Raw genomic sequence first — 22,585 nt, 5'->3', positions numbered from 1 at the left:
GTGGGGCAGACCACAGGAAGAAGCGGACATAATGTGAACCGGAGGAACAAAATGAGCCACCGAGGTGACGCGATCGTTATCCGGACTTGAGCATCCTCTAAACGAACACTCCGTAACTACGACATGAGTGTCTCCACGAGGGTCTCCTGGAGACCGCCGAGCCAGAAATACGCCATCACCATCGGTTTGCGGGGATCCGAGTCCGGCAGCCCCAGCAGTTCGCCGCCGTCCTCGTCATCCGTCACCTCGAGCCGGGTGCCGATGGCCAGCCGCAGGTCGTTGAGGGCGCCGAGCCACTGCCGGGCCTTCTGCGGCTCCAGCTCCAGGACGGCCGGGTCCCGGCTGAGCCCGGCCGAGGACAGCGCGTCCAGATCCCGCACCATCGCCAGGGCGTCATCGCGCTTGCGCGCCCGCAGGTCGTTCTCGGTGAAGCGGCGGAACTCGGCGGAGGCGGCCCGCGCCTCCTTCTCCTCGTCGGCGCCCAGCTCCGCGTCGGGCGCCATATAGGCGTCCGGGAACAGCCGGGCCAGCGCCGGGTCGGCGGGCGGTTTGCTCGGCCCCTCGGCGAACAGCGCGTCCAGCGGGTCGGACGGCCCCTCCGGCTGGTCGCCGGGGCCGATCAGCTCGGCGAGCTGCATCGCCAGACTGCGCAGGATGGAGATCTCGACCTCGTCCAGGGCGAGCGCGGCACCGCCGCCGGGCAGCGGTTCGAATCGTCCCGACATCAGCGCTCCTGCTGAAGGGTCGCCCACAGGCCGTAGCCGTGCATCGCCTGCACGTCGCGTTCCATCTCCTCGCGGCTGCCGCTGGAAACGATCGCGCGGCCCTTGTGGTGGACGTCCAGCATCAGTCGGTGCGCCTTGTCCTTGGAGTAGCCGAAGTAGCTCTGAAAGACGTATGTCACATAGCTCATGAGGTTGACGGGGTCGTTGTGCACCACCGTCACCCAGGGAACGTCGGGCTCCGGCACCATCGACGGCGCTTCACTGGATTCTGGACGCTCGATCTCCACGGGGACGCTCACACCCCCAATGCTGCCACCCCGTACGGGCCGTCCCGCACACCGGCACCCAGATCTCGTCACTCTGACGAGAAATGGGGTAGCATCGGTACCATGGACACTGCGGACTTGGGACTGCCGGTGGACGTGCCGTCGACCGCACTCTTCACCGACCGGTATGAACTCACCATGCTCCAGGCCGCGCTGCGGTCCGGCACCGCCGACCGCCGCTCGGTCTTCGAGGTCTTCACCCGCCGGCTGCCGGAAGGCCGTCGCTACGGAGTCGTCGGGGGAACCGGCCGCGTGCTGGACGCCGTCGAGAACTTCCGCTTCGACACCGCGGTGCTCGACTTCCTCGCGCACCACCGGATCGTGGACGAACCGACGCTCGCCTGGCTCGCCGACTACCGCTTCACCGGCGACATCTGGGGCTACCCCGAGGGCGAGGTCTACTTCCCCGGTTCCCCGGTGATGCGGGTGGAGGGCAGTTTCGCCGAGGCGGTCCTGCTGGAGACCGTCATCCTCTCCATTCTCAACCACGACTCCGCGGTGGCCGCCGCCGCGTCCCGGATGTCGGTGGCCGCGGGCGACCGCCCGCTGATCGAGATGGGCGCGCGGCGCACCCATGAGCTGGCCGCCGTGGCCGCCGCGCGCGCCGCGTACGTCGGCGGCTTCGCCAGCACCTCCGATCTCGCGGCCGGCTTCCGCTACAACATCCCCACCGTGGGCACCAGCGCGCATGCCTTCACCCTGCTGCACGACACCGAGCGCGACGCCTTCACCGCCCAGGTCGATTCGCTCGGCAGCGCCACCACCCTGCTGGTGGACACCTTCGACGTGGCCGAGGCGGTGCGCTGCGCGGTGGAGGTCGCGGGGACGGAGCTGGGCGCGGTGCGCATCGACTCCGGCGATCTGCTGCTGCTCGCCCACCGGGTGCGCCAGCAGCTGGACGACCTGGGCGCCAAGGGCACGAAGATCGTGGTCACCAGCGACCTCGACGAGTACGCCATCGCCTCGCTGGCCGCGGCGCCGGTCGACGCGTACGGGGTCGGCACCCAGCTGGTCACCGGCAGCGGCCACCCCACCTGCTCGATGGTCTACAAGCTGGTCGCGCGGGCCGGTTCGGACGGCCCCGGGGCGCCGCTGCTGCCGGTGGCCAAGAAGTCCATGGGCGCGAAGAGTTCGCTGGGCGGCCGCAAATGGGCGGCGCGGCGGCTGGACGCGGACGGGGTCGCCGAGGCCGAGGTGGTCGGCGGCGGCGCGCTCCCGCCGGAGCTGGCCGGACAGGAGCTGCTGGTGGAGCTGGTGCGCGGCGGCGAGATCGTCGGGCGCGAGCCGCTGGACGCGGCACGGGACCGGCATAGGGTGGCGCGGGCGGGGCTGCCGCTGTCGGCGACCCAGCTCTCCCGGGGCGAGCCGGTGCTCCCCACCGAATACCCGCGGAATTGAAGGGGGCGACAAGGCTCATGCCCACTGCCGTATCCGGCGCCGAGTGTCTACCCTCGGTGACAGCCAGTACCACATCACCCGCTTCGGGCCGAGGCGCTTCCCGGTCCTGTCCGTCCTCCGTCGGAAGGCATGTGTCATGCACCGGGCACTGATTGTCGTCGACATCCAGAACGACTTCTGCGAGGGAGGCAGCCTCGCGGTGAAGGGCGGGGCCGATGTCGCCGCCGCCGTCACCGATCTGGTCGGGGCGGCCACAGCCGGTTACCGCCATGTGGTCGCCACCCGTGATCACCACATCGACCCCGGTGACCACTTCTCCGCCAACCCGGACTACGTGGACAGCTGGCCGCCGCACTGCGTCGCGGGCACCGAGGGCATCGGCTTCCATCCGAACTTCGCGCCCGCGGTCCTCTCCGGGGCCATCGCAGCGGTCTTCGACAAGGGTGAGTACACCGCCGCGTACAGCGGCTTCGAGGGCAAGGACGAGCACGGCACCCTGCTGGCGCACTGGCTGCGCGACCGCGGGGTGACCGAGGTGGACGTGGTCGGCATCGCCACCGACCACTGTGTGCGGGCCACCGCGCTGGATGCCCGGCGTGAGGGATTCCGCACCCATGTCCTGCTGGACCTGACCGCCGGGGTCGCCGAGAAGACGACCCGGCGGGCCGTGGACGAGATGCGGGCCGCGGGGGTGGAGCTGACCGGCGCCCCGGTCGTCTGACGCACGGGGACAGCCACGAGGGCCCCCGGCCGCCGAAGCGGCCGGGGGCCCTCGCCGGTCCCGCGGGACGGGCTCTAGGACCTCTGCGCGACCGGGGGCCTGAGCAGGGCGGCGATGGGGTGCCAGAGCTCCCCGCCGCCGTCCGGCGCGGTGCGCCAGACCAGCCCGTCCGGATGGTGCAGGACCGCCGTCACCTCATCCGGTGTCGGCGGTGCCGCGTTGCCGCGCAGATAGACGGCGCGGAGCCCGAGATTGCGCAGCCTGGTCAGGGCGCGCTGTCGGTTGGCGGCGTGGACCAGGACGCGGACGCCGCCCTCGCCCAGCGGGCGCGGCAGTGTGATCGCGACCACCACACTGCCGCCGGGCAGCTTGGTGAATCCTCCATCGGCCATGCGGTTCATGTCCCCCGTGAGACGTCGTGTCAATAAGAAGGTCGTAGGGGCATCTAAACGCGTACGGCCGCCGCCCGCTAGGGGGCGACGGCCGCTACCGCTCTGACCTGCGAAAACGAAGTTTTGTTGAACTATGAAGCTGACGGTCCGACGCGTACGGTCATCTTGGAGCCGTCCTTGCGCTCCTTGAGGATCTTGATCCGGGTGTCGGTGTCAGCAATCTTCACACCACCGGTGGGGTTGCTGCTGTCCCAGTACGTGTTCTTACCGTCATCGAAGACCGGAATGCCCGCCTTGCTCTTCACCTTCGCGGCCTTGCCGTCCTTGTGGACGGTGTAGCCGTCGCTGGCGAAGCGGCTGAAGGGCGAGTCATACGCCTGGAACCGGTTCCGCATGAGCGAGCCGTCCGCCCACTTCTCGGCGGTCGGGTGCGCGTCGACCGGCAGGATCAGACCGCTGCCCGGGTGGGCGCTCACATTGTTGTCCGGCTGCGAGGTGTCCCACTTCCAGATCAGCAGACCGTTCTGGTAGGGGAAGTGCTCGACCCAGTTGGGACGGGTGGAGGTCCAGCCGAAGTTGTACGGACCGGTCTTGAGGGTCTTGTCGTACGACACGTACTGGCGGTTCTCCGCGAGGTAGTACTGCGGGTAGTCCTTCGTGAAGGAGCCGCCGATGCGCGAGAAGCCCTTGGTGGTCCAGCCGTTGTCGTCACCCTCGGCGTTGTCCGAGAAGACCGGGGAGCCGTCCGCGGTCAGCGTGAGGGAGTCGGCGGCGAAGCCCTTCTGCGCCACCCCGCCGTCGGTCTGGTAGCGGAAGCGCAGGTCGATCTTCTTGCCCGCGTAGGCGTCCAGCGGGAAGGAGAGCTTCTTGTACGCGCCGGAGGTGCCGGTCAGGGCCGGCTTGTCACCGGCGTCCCGCGGGATGGCCTTGCCGTCCGCGGTGCCGTCCACCGGCGTCCAGTTGGCGCCACCGTCCGTGGAGACCTCGGCGTAGAGGTAGTCGTAGTTCTCCTCGATGTCCCACCAGCCCTGGAGATCCAGGGTGGCCTTGGACTTGCCGGTGAGGTCCACCGAGCGGGTGAGGGTGTTCTTCAGGTCGTCACCCATCCCGCTCCACCACTGCTTGGCGCCCTCGGCGGGCTTGACCACCTCGGTGGTGACGGGCTTGGCGGGCAGCTCGACGACCAGCGCCTGCTTGTCCTTGGTGTTGTACTCCGCGACACCCAGGGTGTGGGTCGACTTCTTCCCGGCCTTGGCCTTCGCGTGGTTCAGCCAGCCCAGCTGGAGCTTGTCCCAGGCGTTCATGTCACCGGGCAGGTCACCGATGGAGTCCTTGCCGGTGCCCAGCCAGGAACCGGAGGACATCAGCGACCAGAAGGCCACCGACGACTCACCCTTGCCGCTGGTGTCGTACTCGTCCGGCAGACCGAGGTCATGGCCGTACTCGTGGGCGAAGACACCGAGGCCGCCGTTCTCCGGCTGCATGGTGTAGTCGCCGACCCAGATGCCGGAGTCACCGATCTGGGCGCCGCCGGCCTTGTTCTCGGCCGGGCCGGTGCGGCCGGCGTCGGTGCCGTAGGCGTACCAGCGGTGGGCCCAGATCGCGCTCTCGCCCTGGGCACCGCCGCCCGCGGACTCGTCCTCACCGGCGTGCACGATCTGGAAGTGATCGATGTAGCCGTCGGGCTCGTTGAAGTTGCCGTCGTTGTCGTGGTCGTAGCGGTCCCACTGGTCGTACTTCGACAGATCGGCCTTGATCTGCGCGTCGGTACGGCCGGCCGCCTTCTGGTCCTTGGCCCACTGGTTGACCCCGTCGCGGATCAGGTCCCAGGCGTTGGAGCAGTTGGTCTGACCGCAGTAGTTGGACCCGTAACGGGCCTCGTTCCAGTCGACCTTGACCCAGTCGGAGACCTCACCGTCGACCGAGTACCGGCCGGAGGACTGCCGCTCGTAGTACTTCTTCAGGGACTCCTTCTTCTTGTCCTTGGAGAAGTACATGTCCTGGAAGTGCTTGCGGTTGAAGTCCTTCTTCCAGTCCGTGCTGTTGTCGTCCTTGCGGTCCGGCTCGGCGATGGTGTTGTGCGCCGGGCCCGGGTCGCCGCCGTACTTCTTGACCGGGGGCTTCGGACCGTCGCCGTCCGGGTCGACCATCGTGGTGTTGTCGACCTTGTCGCCGAACTCGACCAGGATGGTGAAGATCTTGTCGGTCTTCTCCCGGGCCAGCTCGACGTACTTCCCCTTGCCGAGCTTCACCACCTGCGAACCGCCGCGCTTGGCGGCCTTCGCGTCCCCGGAGATGACCTGACGCAGGGCCTCCTCGCGCTGCGCTTCCTGCGTCTTGCTGTAGGGGCCGGCCAGATCGTGTTTCACATCCGTCTTCGCGGGCGCCGGGTCCTGACGCTCAACTCGCGTAGACGGGGTGTCCGCCTGTGCCATGCCGGTGGACAGGGCCGCAGCACCGAGCGCGGTCACCACCGTGGCTATGGCAGCCGATCTGGCCGCCCTCCGTTGACTCTTCACTTGTTGATTCCTCCCCTTTACGCCGGTGCGGACATTTGACCGGAGTGGCAGGAGAAAAGACAGACCTTGACTTGGATTGGTAGGACAAGTACGTTAACCGGTCCGCCGGATACCGGTCACCGGACATCAACGGGCGCGCCCATCTCGCCAGTTGGACGGCGTGATGATTCCGTGCGCCCCTCATGCAACGGCACCGTGGGTGAGGTCACGCTTACCGGCGTTCCCCGTCGGGCATCCAGCACCGTAGAGTCATTTCGGCGGTGCACATCAGCCTGACTCCTGCCAGACGCATAACCCCCCGCATACCGATGCCTTGAGGACGGATCTCGCCATGCCGCGTCCGACTCCTGCACAGCTCGCCTACGGTTCGGCCACCGTCATCGTCTCGACCTTCGCCCTGCTGCTGGTGTCCCAGGCCAGGTCAGCGCTGTGGGTGGGGCTCATCGCGATGGCCGGTCTGCTGCTCGGGCTCCTGGTGGCCGTCACCGGCCCGTTCGCCCGCGCGGCCCGTGCGCCCCACGCGCCCCGGAACTCCCGTGCGGTCCGTACGCACCGGCCGCGCGCGGGTACCGCGGCGCGCGCCTCAGCCGGTACGGCGGGCGTCGGCGAGCACTCGTTCCACGGCTGAGACCGCTCGGTTCACGCCGTCACCACCACGGTCCGCGCCGCCTTGTCGTGCAGCGCCCGCCGGTACGGCTTGTCCCAGCACAGCGATACCGAGTTGACCAGCCAGAACACCGTGCCGACCAGCACCGGCACCAGCATCCCCGGCAGGGCGTACACCGCGGCCCGCACCCAGCCCCGGCGCGCCGGGACGTCCCCGTCGGCGAGCATCGCGACCCGGATCCGCAGCAGCTTCTTGCCGAGCGTCTGGCCCGTGCGGGACAGCATCGTGCCCTCGTAGCCGAAATAGACCGCCATGGTGAGCACCAGCGCCAGGATCACCCTGGCCATGTCCTGTTCGCCCGGGTGGTCCATCGAGTACTGCAGCGCACCGGTCGCCGCCAGGGCGACGGCCCAGACGACTCCGAGGACGAGGGTGTCGATGAGCCGCGCGGCGAAGCGCTGACCGGGCGTCGCCAGCGGGGGCATCCCGGGGAGCTGGGGCGTCTGCGGTGGCGACAGCGGCTCGGGGTTCATGCCCCGATTACATCAGCAGCCCCTGGCCGCCCGGTAGCTCAGGGTCGGCGGCGGCTTCGCGCGGATCCGGCGTCAGGGCGCGGCGGACACCACCACGGTCTTGGCCGCCTTGTCGTGCAGACACTGTCGATACGGCCGGTCCCAGGTGCACCACAAGACGTTGATCAGCCAGAAGATGAACCCGCAACAGGGCACGATCTCGGGGAGGGCGTAGACCCCGGCCCGCACCCAGCCGGGCTGACCGACCGGTGGCTGGCCGTTCTCCAGCATCGCCACCCGGATCTTCATCGCCTTCTTCCCCACTGTCTGGCCGTAGCGGGTGAGCATCAATCCTTCGTAGACGAAGTACACCAACGCGTACACCACGGTGACGCTGGACGAACGGGCGCTGCCGTCCACCGGGTCGTATCCGCCCAGGATCGCAGCCATGATCAGCCCCACCGGGATACCGATGAGCAGCGCGTCGATGATCCGGGCGATCAGACGGCGGCCCAGATGGGCCAGCGGGGGCATTCCCGCGAGCGGATCGCCCTCGTCACGGTGTTCGCCGTACGGGGTGCCGTTGGTACCCCCGGTACCGCCGGTGCCCTCGGTCGGCGGATGCTTGGCGAACGGATCGCTGCCCCGGTCCCGGGGCTCATCGGCCCCGGGGGGCGGCTGGTCGGTGCTCATGGCCCGAGTCGAACCCGGAGCCGGGGTCACCGCATCCGGCACACCCCGTTCGGGCGACCCGGATGGTCCATCCGCCTCAGCCGGACGCCGCCACGAAGGTGCCCGCCGCCTTGTCGTGCCAGCACTGCCGCCACGGGCGGTCGAACAGGCACCAGAGCACGTTCAGCACCCCGATGACCAGCAGTCCCAGCACCGAGTAGACGAGCCAGCGGCGCAGCGCGACCCCGAACGACGGCTTGTCGTGCCCCTCGATGTCCAGGACCCGTACCCCGGTCAGCTTCTTGCCCAGGGTGCGGCCCCAGACGGCGCTGGGCAGCGCCTCCAGCAGGATGCCGAGGACCAGCAGCAGCCCGGCCACGGCGCCGAGGTAGGCCCCGGTGGTGCCGTCCAGGAGATAGACCGTGACGGTCTCACCGGTCTGCTTCGCCGTCTCGACCTTCTCGTCGATGTGGTCGCTCGCCCTGCTCCACAGGGGCAGCGCGGCGGCGCCGACGATGCCGAGCAGGACGACGGTGTCGATCAGCCGGGCGAGCAGCCGGCGGCCGAGCGCGGCGGGCCGTCCCTGGGTCTGCGCGGCCTGGAGGAAGGGGTTGTCGACAGGCGGCTTCCACGGGATGACGCCCTCGGGACCGCCCTGCGGGGCGCCTTGCGCGGCGCCCTGTTGCGCGCCCTGCTGCGCGAGTTGGTGCACCTGCTGCTGCCAGGCCGGTGCACCCGGGGCGCCGCTCTGCGGGGGCACGCCGCCGTGAGGCTGCGGGTGCTGCGGTTGCGGCTGGGCCTGCTGCGGTTGCGGCTGGGCCTGCTGCGGCTGCGGCTGGGGACGCTGTTGCTGCGGAGGCTGGGCCGGGGGCGCGGCACCGGCGGGACCGGCCGTACCGGCGCCCTGGCCCGCTCCGCCACTGCCGACCGGGCCGAACGCCATCGTCCCCCGGTCCCGCCCCTGGCCCTGGCCCTGGCCCTGGCCCGCGGCCGGGGTGTTCTCCCCACCGTCCGCCGGGGGCAGTTCCGGGTTCCGCCGCACCGACGGCAGTACATGGGTGGAACGGTCCTTCGGTGGCTGGGTGCCGTCCCCGCGCATGGTCAGCGTGGAGTTGTCCGGGCCGCCGCCCCGCTGGTCGCCGCCGCTCGCCGGGTCCTCCGCCGCACGGCGCGGATCGGGCACCCCGGGCAGTGGTCCGGCCGGGGCACCGCCGGGACCGTCGTGTTCCGCGCCCCAGGAGATCCGCCGGTCCTGTTCACCGCCGAACCCGGCCTGCCGCGCGGTGTCGGCCTGCCAGGCGGTGGCGGGTGCCGGCCGGGAGCCGTGCAGCCGCCGCGGATCGTCCCAGTCCGCCGGGGGCGTCGTCCCGCCGGGCGGCACCGGTCCGGTCCCCGCGCCACCCGTACCGGTGTCCCGGACGTCCATCTCACCGCGCGGGCGTACCTCCGGCAGTGCCCCGCCGGTCCCCTGCGCCGGTCCTGGCGGAGGGTCCTCGTCCAGGAACATCGGACCGGTCTCGTCCCCCACCGGTGGGAGCACCTGAGTGTGGGTCACCCCGGGCGGCGGCGCGGGCAGGGACTCGCCCTCGGCCGGCGCGGGCCTGCTGGTGCCCGGCACCCAGGCCGCGCCGTTCCAGTAACGGATGTAGCCGGGGATGGACGGATCCGGATAAAAGCCAGGAATGGAGCTGCCGTCCGTGGACCCTGAGGTAGAGGCGCTCATGATCTCCGATATCCCATATCTGCTTCTGCCGTGTTTCCTGCGCTGCGCCTGAGCGGTGCCTCGCGGGTGGGGGGCCTCAGCAGTCTGCCGTAGAAGAGCCGCAGTGCAACACGGAGCGCGCGGTTCAAGGTCTATCAGACGTGACGGCGTCATGTGCCCGTCACGCGTTCGCGCCACCCTCCCGTGCGAGCCGTACGCGCCAGTAGGGACGGCCCGGCATCGCCGCGCACCGTCCCCGCGGCACCACCCCCCGACCCGCCCCGCCGTGTTGACCCACCCTCACGGGCCGGTGTGAGTCGGGCCACGGTGGGGGGTCGAGCGGGGCTGGGGTTGAACACCTGAGGGTGGTCCGGCGTACCTCGTTTCGGTCGGCCGTTACCGTGACGTGACATCGCTCCGGACGGCGGACCGCACCATCCGGCGCGGAACCCGAGCCGCACCCGGGCCGATCGCCCCAGCAGGGGCGGCGCGGAACGCGCCGACGAACGGAAGGGCAACAGATGGACTACTGCGCGTCGTGCCGCAGGACTCTCAACGCGGCCGTGACCTGTCCGGAATGCGGGGCGTACGACCCGCTGGCCGGACCGGCCGATCCCAAGGCGCTGAGCTCGCAGGCCATCGCCGAAGAGGTCTTCGGGCCCGGCCGCAGAGGGGGCGCGCCCGCGTCGGAGACCGTCGCCCCGCTCACCGCGCAGCTCGGCCCCGGCGCCCTGACGCTCACCGAGCCCGCCCACGCACGGCGGCGCGGCGCCTCCGGCGGGAGCAAGCGGCGGCGCAGGGCGGTCGCGGTGGCGGCGCTCGCGGTGGTCGGCGGGCTGGCCGCCGGTTCGCTGCTGCTGACGCAGCGTTCCCAGGGCCCGTCGCACACGGTGTCGGAGCGGGACGGTGGAACGCCCCGCAAGCCGGAGGCCGATCCGCCGGAGACCACCCCCGGCAACGCGGCGTCGCCCGCGTCGCGCGCTCCGGACCGGGCCAGCCGACAGTCGCGGCCCACGTTCACCGCTCCCCCGCCCACGACGCCCGCGCCCCGGCCGTCCCCGAGCACCGGCGAACCGGAGCCCGAGGAGACCAGCGCGTCACCGTCGGCCACCCGCACACCGTCCGGGGAACCCACGACCCGGCGGCCCAGCCACACCCCCCGGCCGCCCAAGCCCTCGTCGACCGGCCGCCCCGGGCCCAAACCCACGCCGTCGGGCACGGCCACGCCCACCCCGTCGGGGTCCGGCAGCGCGTCGACCCCGGCCCGCGACCGGTGATCAGAAGAGCTTGCCCGGGTTCAGCAGGCCCAGCGGGTCGAAGACGCCCTTGATGCCGCGCTGCAACTCCACGCCCACCGGGCCGAGTTCACGGGCCAGCCACTCCCGTTTGAGCACACCGACCCCGTGCTCGCCGGTGATGGTGCCGCCCAGTGCCAGGCCGAGGGCCATGATCTCGTCGAACGACTCCCGGGCCCGCCGGGACTCATCCGGGTCGGTGGCGTCGAAACAGACGGTGGGGTGGGTGTTGCCGTCCCCGGCGTGCGCGACCACTCCGATGGTCAGCCGGTACTTCTCGGCGATGGCGGCGGTCCCGTCGATCATCTCGGCCAGCCGGGAGCGCGGTACGCAGACGTCGTCGATCATGGTGACGCCCCTGACCGCCTCCAGGGCGGTCAGGGTCATCCGGCGGGCCCGGAGCAGCAGTTCCGATTCGGCGGCGTCCTCGGCGGGGACCACTTCGGTGGCGCCCGCCGCCGCGCACAGCTCCCCGACGGCGGCGAGGTCGGCGGCCGGGTCGGGGGTGTCGAACGCGGCCATCAGCAGCGCCTCGGTGGTCTCCGGCAGTCCCATGGCGCCCATCGCGTTGACCGCGCGGACGCTGGTGCGGTCCATCAGCTCCAGCAGCGACGGGGTGTGCCCGCGCTCCATGATCCGGCAGACGGCGTCGCACGCGGTGGCGGTGGAGGGGAACTCGGCGGCCAGTACGAGCTGTTGGGGCGGGCTGGGCTTGAGCGCGAGCACCGCCCGCACGACGATGCCGAGGCTGCCCTCGGAGCCGACGAACAGCCGGGTGAGGTCATAGCCCGCGACGCCCTTGGCGGTGCGGCGGCCGGTGCTCAGCAGCCGCCCGTCCGCCAGCACCACGTCGAGACCGAGGACGTATTCGGCGGTGACCCCGTACTTCACGCAGCACAGCCCGCCGGACGCGGTGCCGATGTTGCCGCCGATGGTGCACTGCTCCCAGCTGGACGGGTCCGGCGGGTAGTACAGCCCCCGCTCCATCACCGCGCGGGACAGCGCCGCGTTCACCACGCCCGGTTCCACGACCGCGATCCGGTCCACCGGGTCGATCTCCAGGATGCGGTCCATCTTGACCAGGGACAGCACGATGCAGCCGTCGGAGGCGTTGGCCGCGCCGGACAGTCCGGTGCGCGCACCCTGCGGGACGACGGGGACGCGCAGGGCGGTCGCGGTGCGGCAGACGTGCTGCACCTGCTCGACGGTGCGGGGGAGGACGACCGCGGCGGGCGCTCCCGCCTCGCAGAAGCTCGCCATGTCGTGTGCGTACGCCCCGGTGACATCGGGGTCGGTCAGCACCGCCTCCTCGGGGAGGCCCTCCCGCAGCAGCTCGATGAGGTCGGTCATGTGTCCAGCGTCGCACCCGGCCGCCCGCCGGGGAAGATCGCACCGCCGCGCGCCGGACCGGGCCGTGCGGCCGGGCTACTGGGACTTGTAGTAGACGCTCACCTTGCGGTCGCCCCCGGTGCCCGAGGCGAAGCCCATGCACAGCCGCCGGGGACCGGTCAGCTGGATCGCCATCCCCTCCGGCTCGCGGTAGTCGAGCGAGTACGCGGCCTCGGTGCGGGCCCGCTGGACCAGTTCGCCGCTGCGCAGATCGAGGCAGGAGACATGGGTGTTGCCGTGGCCGGAGGGCGGATTGGTGCCGTCCTCGCCGGTGTAGGCGGTGCCGGTCAGCTGGTAGACGTAGTCGCCGAGCACCGCGAAGCCCTGGAAGGTCTCGTCCGCCGCCACCCCGGTCTGGGGTATGTCGTGCACCGCGGAGTACCGCCCGGCCGTGACGTCGGCCAGCTCCATCAGCCGGTAGCGGGGCACGCCGCCCAGCCGGTAGCGCATCAGCAGCCGCCTGTTGAGCATGTCGACGGCGGGCTGGTTGGCGGTCGAACCGGGTACCGGCCGATGCTTGACCAGCGAGGACGAACCGCTGGACAGCACCGTTCCGGCGGCGAACCGGAAGCGGCTGATGGCGCGCCCGTAGCCGGAGTCGGGGTCGGCGTCGGACTCGGCCCACAGCTGGGCGGTGGTTCCCGCCGGCTCACAGCCGATGGCCACACCGTGCCCGAACCCCTTGAGGTACATGAAGCCCAGTTCGGTGCCGGTGAGCGACATCCTGGTGAGGCACAGGTCGCCGCGCGCGGCCCGGTCGGCGCCGGAGACGGGGCCCGGCTCACCGTCCAGCCGGATCCCGCCCTCCATCAGCTGGATGACGTACAGGTGCTTGTTGGTGTCGTCGAACGCGAAGGACTGGAGCACCGTGCTGTTGTGCGGGGTCTTCTCGCGCAGCAGCTGGGTGGAGGGCACGGTCAGGTCGAACCGGTCCCCTTCGACCGCCGCCGACGCCTCGGTACGGGCCGCGAAGGCGGCGAACGCCCCGGCGGCCGCGGCGCCGCCCGCGAGGGCGAACCTGCGCCTGGTCAACCGCCCCGTGTCGGATGTGTCCTCGGGCATGCGAACTCCACAACTCCCATGTGACCACGCCATGTTGGAGTGATCAGATCGCCGAGAGTGTAGACGCCGTGGATGCCCCTCCCACCCGTGGTTCAGATTTTTCTCGCGGGACCCGCACAGGCGGGTGCGCGGCCGCCCGGCATCCGCTCCGGGCATACCGACGGCCCCGGGCGGTGGGGGGTCGCCCGGGGCCGTCGGTGGGGGTGGATCAGAGGTTGCCGCGCTTCTCCTGCTCGCGCTCGATCGCCTCGAACAGGGCCTTGAAGTTGCCCTTTCCGAAGCCCATCGAGCCATGGCGCTCGATCATCTCGAAGAAGACGGTCGGCCGGTCCTGGACCGGCTTGGTGAAGATCTGGAGCAGATAGCCGTCCTCGTCGCGGTCGGCGAGGATCTTCAGCTCGCGCAGCCGGTCGATCGGCACCCGGGTGTCACCGACCCACTCGCCGAGGGTGTCGTAGTACGAGTCCGGGACGTCGAGGAACTGGACGCCGGCGGCCCGCATCGTCCGGACCGTCGAGACGATGTCGTTGGTGGCGAGCGCGATGTGCTGCACGCCCGGGCCGCCGTAGAACTCCAGGTACTCGTCGATCTGCGACTTCTTCTTCGCGATCGCGGGCTCGTTGATCGGGAACTTCACCTTCTTGGTGCCGTCGGCGACGACCTTCGACATCAGCGCCGAGTACTCGGTCGCGATGTCGTCGCCCACGAACTCCTTCATGTTGGTGAAGCCCATGACCTGGTTGTAGAAGGCGACCCACTCGTTCATCCTGCCGAGTTCGACGTTGCCCACGCAGTGGTCGATGGCCTGGAAGGTGCGCTTCTCCGGCGGTGCCACGATGGGGTCGGCGGCCACGAACCCCGGCAGGTAGGGGCCGTCGTAACCGGTGCGCTCGACGAGCGTGTGGCGGGTGTCGCCGTAGGTGCGGATGGCGGCGAGCACCACCGTGCCGTGCTCGTCCTTGATGTCGTGCGGCTCCTCGATGCCGGTGGCCCCGTGCTCCACGGCGTAGGCGTACGCGGCGCGTACGTCCGGCACCTCGACGGCCAGGTCGATGACCCCGTCACCGTGCTCGGCGACGTGCCCGGCGAGGAAGCGGCCCCACTCGGTGCTGGGCTTGATGACGGAGGTGAACACGAAGCGGGCGCTGCCCGAGACGAGGACGTAGGAGGCGGTCTCCCGGCTGCCGTTCTCCGGTCCGGAGTAGGCCACCAGCTTCATGCCGAAGGCGGTGGCGTAGTAGTGGGCCGCCTGCTTGGCATTGCCGACCGCGAAGACCACCGCGTCCATCCCCTTCACCGGGAAGGGGTCGGCCTGCCGCGCGGTGGACGGGGTGGGGTTCAGGATCTCAGTCATATCGGAAGCGTCTCCCCGGGACTCAGGGTGCGCAACAGTTCGCGTAATTGCTGTGCACTCTGTATAGCCATACGCGGCTCCTGCGCGGCATTCTGCACACAGTGACCACCATCACAGGGGTGGTCACCCTGTGCCGGGAGGTGTCCATGGGAATCGACGGGCTCGACGCCGGACTGATCGAGCTGCTCGCGCACGAACCGCGGATCGGCGTGCTGGAGGCGTCCCGCCGCCTCGGCGTGGCACGCGGTACGGCGCAGGCGCGGCTGGACCGGCTGCGCGCCCAGGGGGTGATCCGCGGCTTCGGCCCGGAGGTGGATCCGGCGGCACTGGGCTATCCGGTGACCGCGTTCGCCACGCTGGAGATCAAGCAGGGCCAGGGGGCGAGCGTACGGACGCATCTCGCGGGTGTCCCGGAGGTGCTGGAGCTGCACACCACCACCGGCCACGGCGACATGCTGTGCCGTCTGGTCGCCCGCTCCAACGCCGACCTCCAACGGGTGATCGACCTGGTCGTGGGGTTCGAGGGGATCGTCCGGGCCTCGACGGCGATCGTGATGGAGAACCCGGTACCGCTGCGGATCATCCCGCTGGTGCAGCAGGCGGCGCGGGACTGAGCGGAGGGCGGTCCGCGGATCCAAAGATTCCGTTGCAAAGAAATGCTTGCAACGGAGTCTTTGCATGCTTACGCTTCCGGACATGGCACAGAACGAGAAGCCGTTGCCCGACGACGAGGTGCGGGAGCTCGACCCGCGCTCCCTGCGCGGGCTCGCCCACCCGCTGCGGATGCGTCTGCTCGGTGCGCTGCGCGAGTACGGACCGGCGACCGCGTCCCAACTGGCCGAGCGATTGGGCGAGTCCAGCGGTGCCACCAGCTACCACCTGCGGCAGCTCGCCGCACACGGCTTCGTCACGGACGACCCCGAGCGCGGCAAGGGCCGTGAGCGGTGGTGGAAGTCGGCGCAGCGGGGCACCCGCGTGGGCAACGACTTCCACACCCACCCCGACCCCGCCGTGCGCGGAGCGATCAACACCTTGCTGCACGAGTGGGCCACCGTTCACGGCCAGGAGCTGTCGACCTGGATCGGCAGCATCGACACCTGGTCCGCCCAGTGGCGGGAAGCCGCGGACATGAGCGACTTCGCCTTCCGGCTGACGCCCGAACTGGCCGATGAAATGCGTAACAAGCTGCACGAAGTGATCGAGAGCTACCGCGAGAGGGAGGTGGCGAAGGACACCGAGAACTCGGCCAGGGTCCGGATCCATCTGCACACCTTCCCGCGCGACGACGACTGAGCGGCTGATCCCAGGGGGGACAACACCATGTACGGCGATGACATCCATCTGCGGCTGCACCGCATCCGCGCCGAAAGACTCGAGCACGAGGCCCGGGAAGCTCCCGCGCGCCGCCCCGACGCCCAGCCGCTGCGCACCCGGGTGGGCTGGACGCTGGTGGAGGTCGGGCTGCGGATGGCGACACCGCGCGGCCCGGGAACGGCACGGACGGCACTGACGGCACGGCTCGACTACTGACCGGGACGCACAGGGGGGACCATGAACGGCAACAAAGGAACAGGGGACGACAGACCCGACCGGCGGCCACTCGCACTCGTCCTCGCCGCCAACACCGTTTCCATCGCGGGGAATTCACTCACCCTGATCGGGGTCCCGTGGTTCGTGCTCCAGACCACGGGCAGCGCCGCCAGGGCCGGGCTCGTCGCCTTCTGCGCCACCCTTCCGGTGATCGTCTCCGCCGTCATCGGCGGACCGGTCATCGACCGGCTGGGGCGGCGGCGGGTCTCGATCGCCTCCGACGCGCTGTGCGCGGTGGCCGTCGCCGCGATCCCGCTGCTCCACTTCGCCGGGGTGCTGCGGTTCTGGCAGCTGTGCGCGCTGATGGCGGTGGCCGGACTGCTCCACGCACCGGGTGAGACGGCCCGCGAGGTGCTGGTGCCGGCCCTGGCCGAACGGGCGGGCACCACCCTCAGCCGCGCGGCCAGCTTCTACGACGGTGCCTCGCGCGGCGCCCGGATGGTGGGCACGGCCCTCGGGGGCGTGCTCATCGCCTTCCTCGGCCCGGCCTCCGTCCTGCTCCTGGACGCCGCGACGTTCGGGGTCTCCGCGCTGCTGATCGCGGCGGGGCTGCGCGGACTGCCCGCCGCCGCCCCGCGGCGCGCGGCCGCCCCGGTCTCGCTCCGCGCGTACCGGGCCGAACTCCGCGAGGGCTACGCCTTCTTGCTGCGCCACCGGCTGCTGCTGGCCATCGTGCTGATGGTGATGGCCACCAACGGCCTCGACCAGGGCTACTCCTCGGTGCTGCTGCCCGTGCACGCCGAACGCGACCTCGACGGTTCGGTCGATCTCGGGCTGGTGTCCGCGCTGTTCGGCGGGGGTGCGCTGACGGGCGCGCTGCTCTACGGGGCGCTGGGCGACCGCTTCTCCCGCCGCACCGTCTTCGGTGTCTGCTTCCTGCTCTGCGGGCTGCCGCGGTTCCTGGTCGCCGGGTTCGTCCCCGGCCTCCAGCCGCTCGCCGTGACGATGGTGATCAGCGGGATCGCGGCGGGCATGCTCAATCCGATCCTGACCACGGTGACCTACGAGGCCGTACCGGACGAGCTGCGCAGCCGGGTGATGGGGGCGATCACCGCGGGGGTGTGGGTGGCGATCCCGCTGGGCGGGCTCGCGGCCGGCTACCTGGTGGACGGTGCCGGGCTGACGACCGCGTTCCTGGTGACCGGCGGGGTGTACTTCCTGGTGACGCTGAGCCCGCTGACCTTCCCGGTGTGGTGCGGTCTGGACCGTGAACCCGTGGCCGGGAGCCACGCCCCGGGCCCCGCCGCGGTCGGGCTCAGCAGTGCGGGACCGCCCCTCCCGAGCGCAGGGCCTGGAGAGCCGACACCGCGCCCTTGAGGGTGGTGACGGGGATCAGCCGGAGCCCCTTCGGAAGTTCGGCCTCGGCGTCCGAGCACTCGGCCTCGGGCACCAGGAAGACGGTCGCGCCGTCCCGCTTGGCGGCCTGTGTCTTCAGCGGGACGCCGCCCACCGCGCCGACCTTGCCCTTGGCGTCGATCGTGCCGGTGCCCGCGATCGTCCGCCCCCCGGTGAGGTCGCCGCCGCGGCCGTCGCCGTCCAGTTTGTTGACGATGCCGAGCGAGAACAGCAGTCCGGCGCTCGGCCCGCCCACATCGGCCAGCCGCAGGGTGACCTTGACGTCCTTCGCCGACCGGTGGAGATAGCCGAGCGCGGCGCTGGTGGCGGTGGACTGCGACTTCTCCATCTCCTCGGCGTTGTGCCGCTCGATCTCCTCGGTGGTGCCGCCCACGTAGACCGAGTCGCGCGGCATCACCGCGCGGTCGGTGTCCAGCCAGCCGCCGACCACGTCCTTCAGCCGCACGGTGGCGTCCGGCCCGGTCGCCTGGATCGTGGTCATCCGCAGCTGTCCACTGGTCCTGCGGGTGTCGGTCCCCGAAATGGTGATCACCTGCTTGCCGCGGTCCGAGCCCAGGACGTTCACCGTGGTGCCCGGCTGGGCGACGGTGAACGGCAGCGGGGCGAACGCGGCGACCGCCAGCAGGGCGATCACGATCGCCGAGCAGATCAGGAGGGTGCGGGCGCGGGGGGAGACGGCAGGCATGGGGTGAATCTAGTTGACGCGCGGGACGATCTTCTCCCCGCCCGTCGTCTTCAGGGCCCCGGCGCCCGTCACCTCAGGGCCTCGGCCACCTCCCGGGCGGCGTCCACCACCCTCGGGCCGACCCGTTCCGGTACGGCGTCGCAGAGCATCACCACGCCCACGCTGCCCTCTATCCCGGTCACCCCCACCAGCGGGGCGGCGGCGCCGCTCGCGCCCGCCTCCAGCTCGCCGTGGGTGAGCGCGTACCCCGGGTCGTCGGCGAGGGCCGCGCGGGCGGACAGGATCGCCCGGCCCGCGGCACCCCGGTCCAGCGGGTGGCGGAACCCGGCCCGGTAGGCCACGTGGTAGTCGGTCCAGGTCGGCTCGACGACCGCGACCGCGAGGGCCTCGGTGCCGTCGACCAGGGTGAGGTGGGCGGTGGCGCCGATGTCCTCGGCGAGGGAGCGCAGCGCGGGCAGTGCCGCCTCGCGGACCAGCGGGTGCACCTGGCGGCCGAGCTGGAGCACCCCCAGCCCGACGCGTGCCCGGCCACCGATGTCGCGGCGGACCAGGGAGTGCTGCTCAAGGGTGGCCAGGAGTCGGTAGACGACGGTGCGGTTGACGCCGAGCTTGGTGGACAGCTCGGTGACGGTCAGCCCGTGGTCGGTGTCGGCGAGCAGTTTGAGGACGCGCAGTCCCCGGTCGAGCGTCTGGGAGGTCTCCGCGGTCACGACGCCCCCTCCTCGGTGATGGGTGGGCGGCTCTTCGCGGAGGTGCACCGCCGGTCCCGACGACGGCGCGCGCAGAGGCCGCCGGTCGCGGTGGCTGGTTACGCAGTTACGCATCCGGCTGCGCTCCGCGGCGGCGCTGCCACGGGGCGTGTGCGTGCCCGAACGCTAGCGAGCCGGTCCGCTGAGCGGAAGAGCCCGTCCAGAATCCGAGCACAGGTTTCCGCCGCCATCGCCCTCTCGGGCTGTGAATTGAGGTGTTTAGCGCCATATGCCCGGATATTGAGTGGCGAGTTGGCGACGGTCCATAAAAGAGGTTGTGAAGGGTGTGAGGGGTAGTGCGACCGTGCGCCGCACCACCTCATCCACCACCGGGAGCGCCCCGCGCGCCGCGCAGCGCGTCCCGCACGCCGGTCAGCGCATCCGCGTGGCCCACTCCCGGACCTTCTTGATCCGCTCGCGGATCTGCCCGGCCGTGGCCTCCGCGCTCGGCGGCCCGCCGCACACCCGGCGCAGTTCGGTGTGGATCACTCCATGCGGTTTGCCGCTCTGGTGGACATAGGCGCCCACCAGGGTGTTCAGCTCCTTGCGCAGCTCCAGCAGCTCCTTGTGGGTCACCACCGGACGCCGCTCGGCCGGCATCTCCAGCAGATCGGCCTCCGCGTCCGGCCGCTTGCGGCTGTGCGCGATCTGCTTGGCCTGCCGCCGCTGGAGCAGCATCTGCACCTGGTCGGGTTCGAGCAGCCCGGGGATGCCGAGGTAGTCCTGCTCCTCCTCGCTGCCGGGGTGTGCCTGCATCCCGAACTCGGCGCCGTCGTAGAGCACCCGGTCGAAGACCGCGTCCGACTCCAGCGCCTCGAAGGGCAGCTGGTCCTGTTCGCCGGTGTCCTCGTCCTGCTGCTTCTCGGCCTCCTCGAGGAGCTTCTCCTCCTCCGCGTACGGGTTCTCCTCCTCGCCGTCCTTCTTCGGCTTGTCCAGGACGTGGTCGCGCTCGACCTCCATCTCGTTGGCGAAGCCGAGCAGCATCGGGATGGTGGGGAGGAAGACCGACGCGGTCTCACCGCGCCGCCGCGACCGTACGAAACGGCCGACGGCCTGGGCGAAGAAGAGCGGGGTGGAGATGGTGGTGGCGTACACCCCGACCGCCAGCCGGGGTACGTCCACCCCCTCCGACACCATGCGGACCGCGACCATCCAGCGGTCCTCGGAGTGGCTGAAGTCCTCGATCCGCTGCGAGGCCGCGGCCTCGTCGGACAGCACCAGCGTGGCCTTGCTGCCGGTGATCTCACGGATCAGCTTGGCGTAGGCGCGGGCCGACTCCTGGTCGGCGGCGATCACCAGCGCGCCCGCGTCCGGGATGGCCTTGCGGACCTCGGTCAGCCGCTGGTCGGCGGCGCGCAGCACGTTCGGCATCCAGTCGCCGCGCGGATCCAGCGCGGTGCGCCACGCCTGGGAGACCGCGTCCTTGGTCATCGGCTCGCCCAGCCGGGCCGCGATCTCGTCGCCCGCCTTGGTGCGCCAGCGCATGTTGCCGCTGTAGGAGAGGAAGATGACCGGCCGCACGACCCCGTCGCCGAGCGCGTTGCCATAGCCGTAGGTGTAGTCGGCGGAGGAGCGGCGGATGCCGTCGTTGCCCTCTTCGTAGGTGACGAAGGGGATGGGGTTGGTGTCCGACCGGAACGGCGTACCGGTGAGCGCCAGCCGCCGGGTCGCGGGCTCGAACGCCTCCTGGCACGCCTCGCCCCAGGAGCGGGAGTCACCGGCGTGGTGGATCTCGTCCAGGATCACCAGTGTCTTGCGCTGTTCGACGCGGTTGCGGTGCAGCATCGGCCGGACGCCGACGCCCGCGTAGGTCACCGCGACCCCGTGGTACTCCTTGCCGAGCGGGCCCGCGCTGTACTCCGGGTCCAGCTTGATCCCCACCCGCGCCCCGGCCTCCGCCCACTGCTTCTTCAGGTGCTCGGTGGGCGCGACGACCGTCACCTGCTGCACCACGTGGTGGTGCAGCAGCCAGGACGCGAGGGTCAGCGCGAAGGTCGTCTTGCCGGCGCCGGGCGTCGCGACCGCGAGGAAGTCCCTCGGCTGCTCCTGGATGTACTTGTCCATGGCGCCCTGCTGCCAGGCCCGCAGCTTGCTCGCGGTACCCCAGGGCGCCCGGCCCGGGAAGGCGGGCGAGAGGTGGTGACTGGTGCTGGCGGCGGTAGTACTCACGGTCTCCGTCGGGCTGGCTCGGCGGCGTCGTTCGGGAACCGCGTCAGCCTACCTGTGCCGCCGTTCACGCTTCGGGGGTACGCCACGAGACCACCCCCGGGTGGGACCAGGCTCACACCGCGCCCGCCGGACTGCGCGCCGCTCACCGGGGATTGTCACCGCCGGGCCGCCCCGGGGGCGCGTACGGTCAGGCCGTCAGCAGGACGCCCGCGTACGACACCCCCGCGATGACCACCCACGCGCACAGCCCCAGCGCCGCCACCCGCGCCCCGGTGCGGGACAGCGAGGGCAGATGGACCGCGCTGCCGAGACCGAAGAGGGCCGCGGCCAGGAGCAGTTCGCGTACGTCACCGGCGGTGTCGAGCGCGACCGCGGGCAGCACCCCGGTGCTGCGTACGGCCGCCATGGCCAGGAAGCCGAGGACGAAGAGCGGAACCAGCGGCGGCCGCCGCGTCCCCGTCCGCTCCGCACCCCCCGCGTCCCCGGCTTCATCGCCCCCCGCGGCCGTGTCGGTCCGCACGGCCGCCCTGGTCGCGTTCCGGCGTGCCCGTACGGACAGCGCCAGTGCCGCGACCAGCGGTGCGAGCAGCGCCACTCGCACCAGCTTGACGAGCACCGCGTCATTCAGCGCGGCGCCTCCGGCGGTCTGCGCGGTCGCCACCACCTGGCCGACGTCATGCACACTCGCACCCGCCCACCGGCCGAACTCCGCGTCGCTCAGCCCCAACGGGCCCTGGAGCAGCGGCAGTACGGCGATGGCGAGGGTGCCGCACAGCGTCACCAGCGCCACCGAGGTGGCCACGTCCCGCTCGTCGCTCTCCGAGACCTCGCTGACCGCGCCGATCGCGGACGCGCCGCAGATCGAGTAGCCGGTGGCGATCAGCAGCGGCTGGTCACCGCGCAGCCCCATCCGGCGCCCAAGCCACCAGGTGCCGAAGAAGGTGGCCGCGACCACGCCGAACACCATGGCCACCGTGGCCCAGCCCAGGCCCAGCACATCGCCGAGTCCGAGTCCGAGCCCCAGCAGCACGATGCCCAGCCGCATCAGCCGCTTCCCCGCGAGCGAGAGCCCCGGGCGGCAGGCGCCGCGCACCAGCCCGCGCACCCCCGGCAGATGGGCGGCCGTGATGCCGAGCACCACGGCCGCGGTGAGCAGGGGGACGGCCGGTACCAGCCGGTGGACGCACCAGGCGACCGCGACCCCGGCCGCCGCCAGGGCGAGCCCCTTCGTCGGGGCGGGCAGCCCACGGCCCGGTACGGCGGCTCCGGCGCGCGCCGCGGGAGGTACAGCGGTCAGCCGCCCGGCGGCCCGCGCCCCGGTCAGCGCCACGCCGTCACCGCGCCACGGGCCGGACGGGTGGA

General features: G+C 71.3%; 22 protein-coding genes. 8 read left to right on the top strand and 14 right to left on the bottom strand.

The genetic code is table 11. The features are described from left to right. Positions 1-116: 116 nt before the first annotated feature. Positions 117-725 (bottom strand): DUF2017 domain-containing protein, encoded by a 609-nt coding sequence (locus tag AC07FT_RS18570; protein ID WP_479177129.1) that lies wholly within the window; start codon positions 723-725, stop codon positions 117-119. Then, positions 725-1,033, bottom strand: a complete 309-nt coding sequence (gene clpS, locus AC07FT_RS18565; RefSeq protein WP_254751341.1) for an ATP-dependent Clp protease adapter ClpS — start codon at positions 1,031-1,033, stop codon at positions 725-727. The genes AC07FT_RS18570 and clpS overlap by 1 nt, the downstream gene beginning before the upstream one ends. Positions 1,034-1,114: 81 nt before the next feature. On the opposite strand from clpS, the gene AC07FT_RS18560 reads away from it, so the two are divergent. Together AC07FT_RS18560 and AC07FT_RS18555 are read left to right on the top strand one after the other, a co-directional pair. Continuing rightward, complete coding sequence (locus AC07FT_RS18560) at positions 1,115-2,449, top strand: nicotinate phosphoribosyltransferase (protein ID WP_471203076.1); 1,335 nt, start codon at positions 1,115-1,117, stop codon at positions 2,447-2,449. Positions 2,450-2,585: 136 nt separating this feature from the next. Beyond that, entirely contained in the window at positions 2,586-3,170 is a 585-nt protein-coding gene (locus AC07FT_RS18555) for an isochorismatase family protein (protein ID WP_479177128.1), read from the top strand. Positions 3,171-3,244: 74 nt separating this feature from the next. On the opposite strand, the gene AC07FT_RS18550 is transcribed toward AC07FT_RS18555, so the two are convergent. Together AC07FT_RS18550 and AC07FT_RS18545 are read right to left on the bottom strand one after the other, a co-directional pair. Beyond that, positions 3,245-3,562 carry a hypothetical protein gene (locus AC07FT_RS18550; RefSeq protein ID WP_479177127.1) on the bottom strand — a complete coding sequence of 106 codons (318 nt, stop codon included), beginning with the start codon at positions 3,560-3,562 and terminating at the stop codon, positions 3,245-3,247. Positions 3,563-3,693: 131 nt separating this feature from the next. Then, entirely contained in the window at positions 3,694-6,081 is a 2,388-nt protein-coding gene (locus tag AC07FT_RS18545; protein ID WP_479177126.1) for an immune inhibitor A domain-containing protein, read from the bottom strand. Positions 6,082-6,412: 331 nt separating this feature from the next. Here AC07FT_RS18545 and AC07FT_RS18540 point away from each other — a divergent pair, with 331 nt between their 5' ends. Further along, on the top strand, positions 6,413-6,709 hold the full coding sequence (locus tag AC07FT_RS18540) for a hypothetical protein (RefSeq protein WP_479177125.1): 297 nt from the start codon (positions 6,413-6,415) through the stop codon (positions 6,707-6,709). A gap of 11 nt (positions 6,710-6,720) precedes the next feature. On the opposite strand, the gene AC07FT_RS18535 is transcribed toward AC07FT_RS18540, so the two are convergent. The 3 genes from AC07FT_RS18535 to AC07FT_RS18525 all read right to left on the bottom strand — a co-directional run bounded on the left by AC07FT_RS18535 (position 6,721) and on the right by AC07FT_RS18525 (position 9,595). Then, positions 6,721-7,221, bottom strand: coding sequence for an RDD family protein (locus AC07FT_RS18535; protein WP_479177124.1), 501 nt, complete (start codon positions 7,219-7,221; stop codon positions 6,721-6,723). Positions 7,222-7,293: 72 nt separating this feature from the next. Further along, the gene (locus AC07FT_RS18530; RefSeq protein ID WP_479177123.1) at positions 7,294-7,893 is read right to left on the bottom strand and encodes an RDD family protein; all 600 of its coding nucleotides are present in this window, start codon (positions 7,891-7,893) and stop codon (positions 7,294-7,296) included. Between the two features lie 76 nt (positions 7,894-7,969). Beyond that, positions 7,970-9,595 carry an RDD family protein gene (locus AC07FT_RS18525; RefSeq protein ID WP_479177122.1) on the bottom strand — a complete coding sequence of 542 codons (1,626 nt, stop codon included), beginning with the start codon at positions 9,593-9,595 and terminating at the stop codon, positions 7,970-7,972. 542 nt (positions 9,596-10,137) lie between these two features. Here AC07FT_RS18525 and AC07FT_RS18520 point away from each other — a divergent pair. Beyond that, positions 10,138-10,851: a hypothetical protein gene (locus AC07FT_RS18520; RefSeq protein ID WP_479177121.1), complete on the top strand. Its 714-nt coding sequence runs from the start codon at positions 10,138-10,140 to the stop codon at positions 10,849-10,851. On the opposite strand, the gene AC07FT_RS18515 is transcribed toward AC07FT_RS18520, so the two are convergent. From AC07FT_RS18515 to hppD, 3 genes are all read right to left on the bottom strand, one after another. Beyond that, entirely contained in the window at positions 10,852-12,219 is a 1,368-nt protein-coding gene (locus tag AC07FT_RS18515) for an FAD-binding oxidoreductase (protein ID WP_479177120.1), read from the bottom strand. It lies immediately after the preceding gene. Positions 12,220-12,294: 75 nt separating this feature from the next. Next, positions 12,295-13,320, bottom strand: a complete 1,026-nt coding sequence (locus tag AC07FT_RS18510) for a phage baseplate protein (RefSeq protein WP_479177119.1) — start codon at positions 13,318-13,320, stop codon at positions 12,295-12,297. A gap of 208 nt (positions 13,321-13,528) precedes the next feature. Continuing rightward, on the bottom strand, positions 13,529-14,674 hold the full coding sequence (gene hppD / locus AC07FT_RS18505; RefSeq protein ID WP_479177118.1) for a 4-hydroxyphenylpyruvate dioxygenase: 1,146 nt from the start codon (positions 14,672-14,674) through the stop codon (positions 13,529-13,531). 146 nt (positions 14,675-14,820) lie between these two features. Between hppD and AC07FT_RS18500 the strand changes: the two genes are divergently transcribed. From AC07FT_RS18500 to AC07FT_RS18485, 4 genes are all read left to right on the top strand, one after another. Then, the gene (locus AC07FT_RS18500) at positions 14,821-15,288 is read left to right on the top strand and encodes an Lrp/AsnC family transcriptional regulator (protein WP_471203238.1); all 468 of its coding nucleotides are present in this window, start codon (positions 14,821-14,823) and stop codon (positions 15,286-15,288) included. A gap of 82 nt (positions 15,289-15,370) precedes the next feature. Beyond that, positions 15,371-15,967 (top strand): ArsR/SmtB family transcription factor, encoded by a 597-nt coding sequence (locus AC07FT_RS18495; RefSeq protein ID WP_479177117.1) that lies wholly within the window; start codon positions 15,371-15,373, stop codon positions 15,965-15,967. Between the two features lie 27 nt (positions 15,968-15,994). Continuing rightward, positions 15,995-16,204 carry a hypothetical protein gene (locus AC07FT_RS18490; RefSeq protein WP_479177116.1) on the top strand — a complete coding sequence of 70 codons (210 nt, stop codon included), beginning with the start codon at positions 15,995-15,997 and terminating at the stop codon, positions 16,202-16,204. Between the two features lie 21 nt (positions 16,205-16,225). Then, positions 16,226-17,581 (top strand): MFS transporter, encoded by a 1,356-nt coding sequence (locus tag AC07FT_RS18485; protein ID WP_479177115.1) that lies wholly within the window; start codon positions 16,226-16,228, stop codon positions 17,579-17,581. Here AC07FT_RS18485 and AC07FT_RS18480 read toward each other — a convergent pair. The 4 genes from AC07FT_RS18480 to AC07FT_RS18465 all read right to left on the bottom strand — a co-directional run bounded on the left by AC07FT_RS18480 (position 17,520) and on the right by AC07FT_RS18465 (position 22,553). After that, on the bottom strand, positions 17,520-18,305 hold the full coding sequence (locus AC07FT_RS18480) for a S16 family serine protease (protein ID WP_479177114.1): 786 nt from the start codon (positions 18,303-18,305) through the stop codon (positions 17,520-17,522). The genes AC07FT_RS18485 and AC07FT_RS18480 overlap by 62 nt on opposite strands. Positions 18,306-18,373: 68 nt before the next feature. After that, complete coding sequence (locus AC07FT_RS18475) at positions 18,374-19,015, bottom strand: IclR family transcriptional regulator (protein ID WP_471203107.1); 642 nt, start codon at positions 19,013-19,015, stop codon at positions 18,374-18,376. 411 nt (positions 19,016-19,426) lie between these two features. After that, on the bottom strand, positions 19,427-21,223 hold the full coding sequence (locus AC07FT_RS18470) for a DEAD/DEAH box helicase (RefSeq protein WP_479177113.1): 1,797 nt from the start codon (positions 21,221-21,223) through the stop codon (positions 19,427-19,429). A 187-nt stretch (positions 21,224-21,410) separates the two neighbouring features. Further along, the gene (locus AC07FT_RS18465; protein WP_479177112.1) at positions 21,411-22,553 is read right to left on the bottom strand and encodes a YeiH family protein; all 1,143 of its coding nucleotides are present in this window, start codon (positions 22,551-22,553) and stop codon (positions 21,411-21,413) included. Between the last annotated feature and the right edge of the window lie 32 nt (positions 22,554-22,585).

Source organism: Streptomyces sp. NPDC045899, assembly GCF_056431485.1.
This window is presented reverse-complemented; position numbering and strand designations above follow the sequence as displayed.

Coding starts and splice junctions, on each gene's coding strand:
- AC07FT_RS18485 (WP_479177115.1), top strand. CDS start 16,226: ATGAACGGCAACAAAGGAACAGGGGACGACAGACCCGACCGGCGGCCA.
- AC07FT_RS18525 (WP_479177122.1), bottom strand. CDS start 9,595: ATGAGCGCCTCTACCTCAGGGTCCACGGACGGCAGCTCCATTCCTGGC.
- AC07FT_RS18570 (WP_479177129.1), bottom strand. CDS start 725: ATGTCGGGACGATTCGAACCGCTGCCCGGCGGCGGTGCCGCGCTCGCC.
- AC07FT_RS18550 (WP_479177127.1), bottom strand. CDS start 3,562: ATGGCCGATGGAGGATTCACCAAGCTGCCCGGCGGCAGTGTGGTGGTC.
- AC07FT_RS18515 (WP_479177120.1), bottom strand. CDS start 12,219: ATGACCGACCTCATCGAGCTGCTGCGGGAGGGCCTCCCCGAGGAGGCG.
- AC07FT_RS18535 (WP_479177124.1), bottom strand. CDS start 7,221: ATGAACCCCGAGCCGCTGTCGCCACCGCAGACGCCCCAGCTCCCCGGG.
- AC07FT_RS18510 (WP_479177119.1), bottom strand. CDS start 13,320: ATGCCCGAGGACACATCCGACACGGGGCGGTTGACCAGGCGCAGGTTC.
- AC07FT_RS18495 (WP_479177117.1), top strand. CDS start 15,371: ATGGCACAGAACGAGAAGCCGTTGCCCGACGACGAGGTGCGGGAGCTC.
- AC07FT_RS18490 (WP_479177116.1), top strand. CDS start 15,995: ATGTACGGCGATGACATCCATCTGCGGCTGCACCGCATCCGCGCCGAA.
- AC07FT_RS18480 (WP_479177114.1), bottom strand. CDS start 18,305: ATGCCTGCCGTCTCCCCCCGCGCCCGCACCCTCCTGATCTGCTCGGCG.
- AC07FT_RS18500 (WP_471203238.1), top strand. CDS start 14,821: ATGGGAATCGACGGGCTCGACGCCGGACTGATCGAGCTGCTCGCGCAC.
- AC07FT_RS18560 (WP_471203076.1), top strand. CDS start 1,115: ATGGACACTGCGGACTTGGGACTGCCGGTGGACGTGCCGTCGACCGCA.
- hppD (WP_479177118.1), bottom strand. CDS start 14,674: ATGACTGAGATCCTGAACCCCACCCCGTCCACCGCGCGGCAGGCCGAC.
- AC07FT_RS18555 (WP_479177128.1), top strand. CDS start 2,586: ATGCACCGGGCACTGATTGTCGTCGACATCCAGAACGACTTCTGCGAG.
- AC07FT_RS18530 (WP_479177123.1), bottom strand. CDS start 7,893: ATGAGCACCGACCAGCCGCCCCCCGGGGCCGATGAGCCCCGGGACCGG.
- AC07FT_RS18540 (WP_479177125.1), top strand. CDS start 6,413: ATGCCGCGTCCGACTCCTGCACAGCTCGCCTACGGTTCGGCCACCGTC.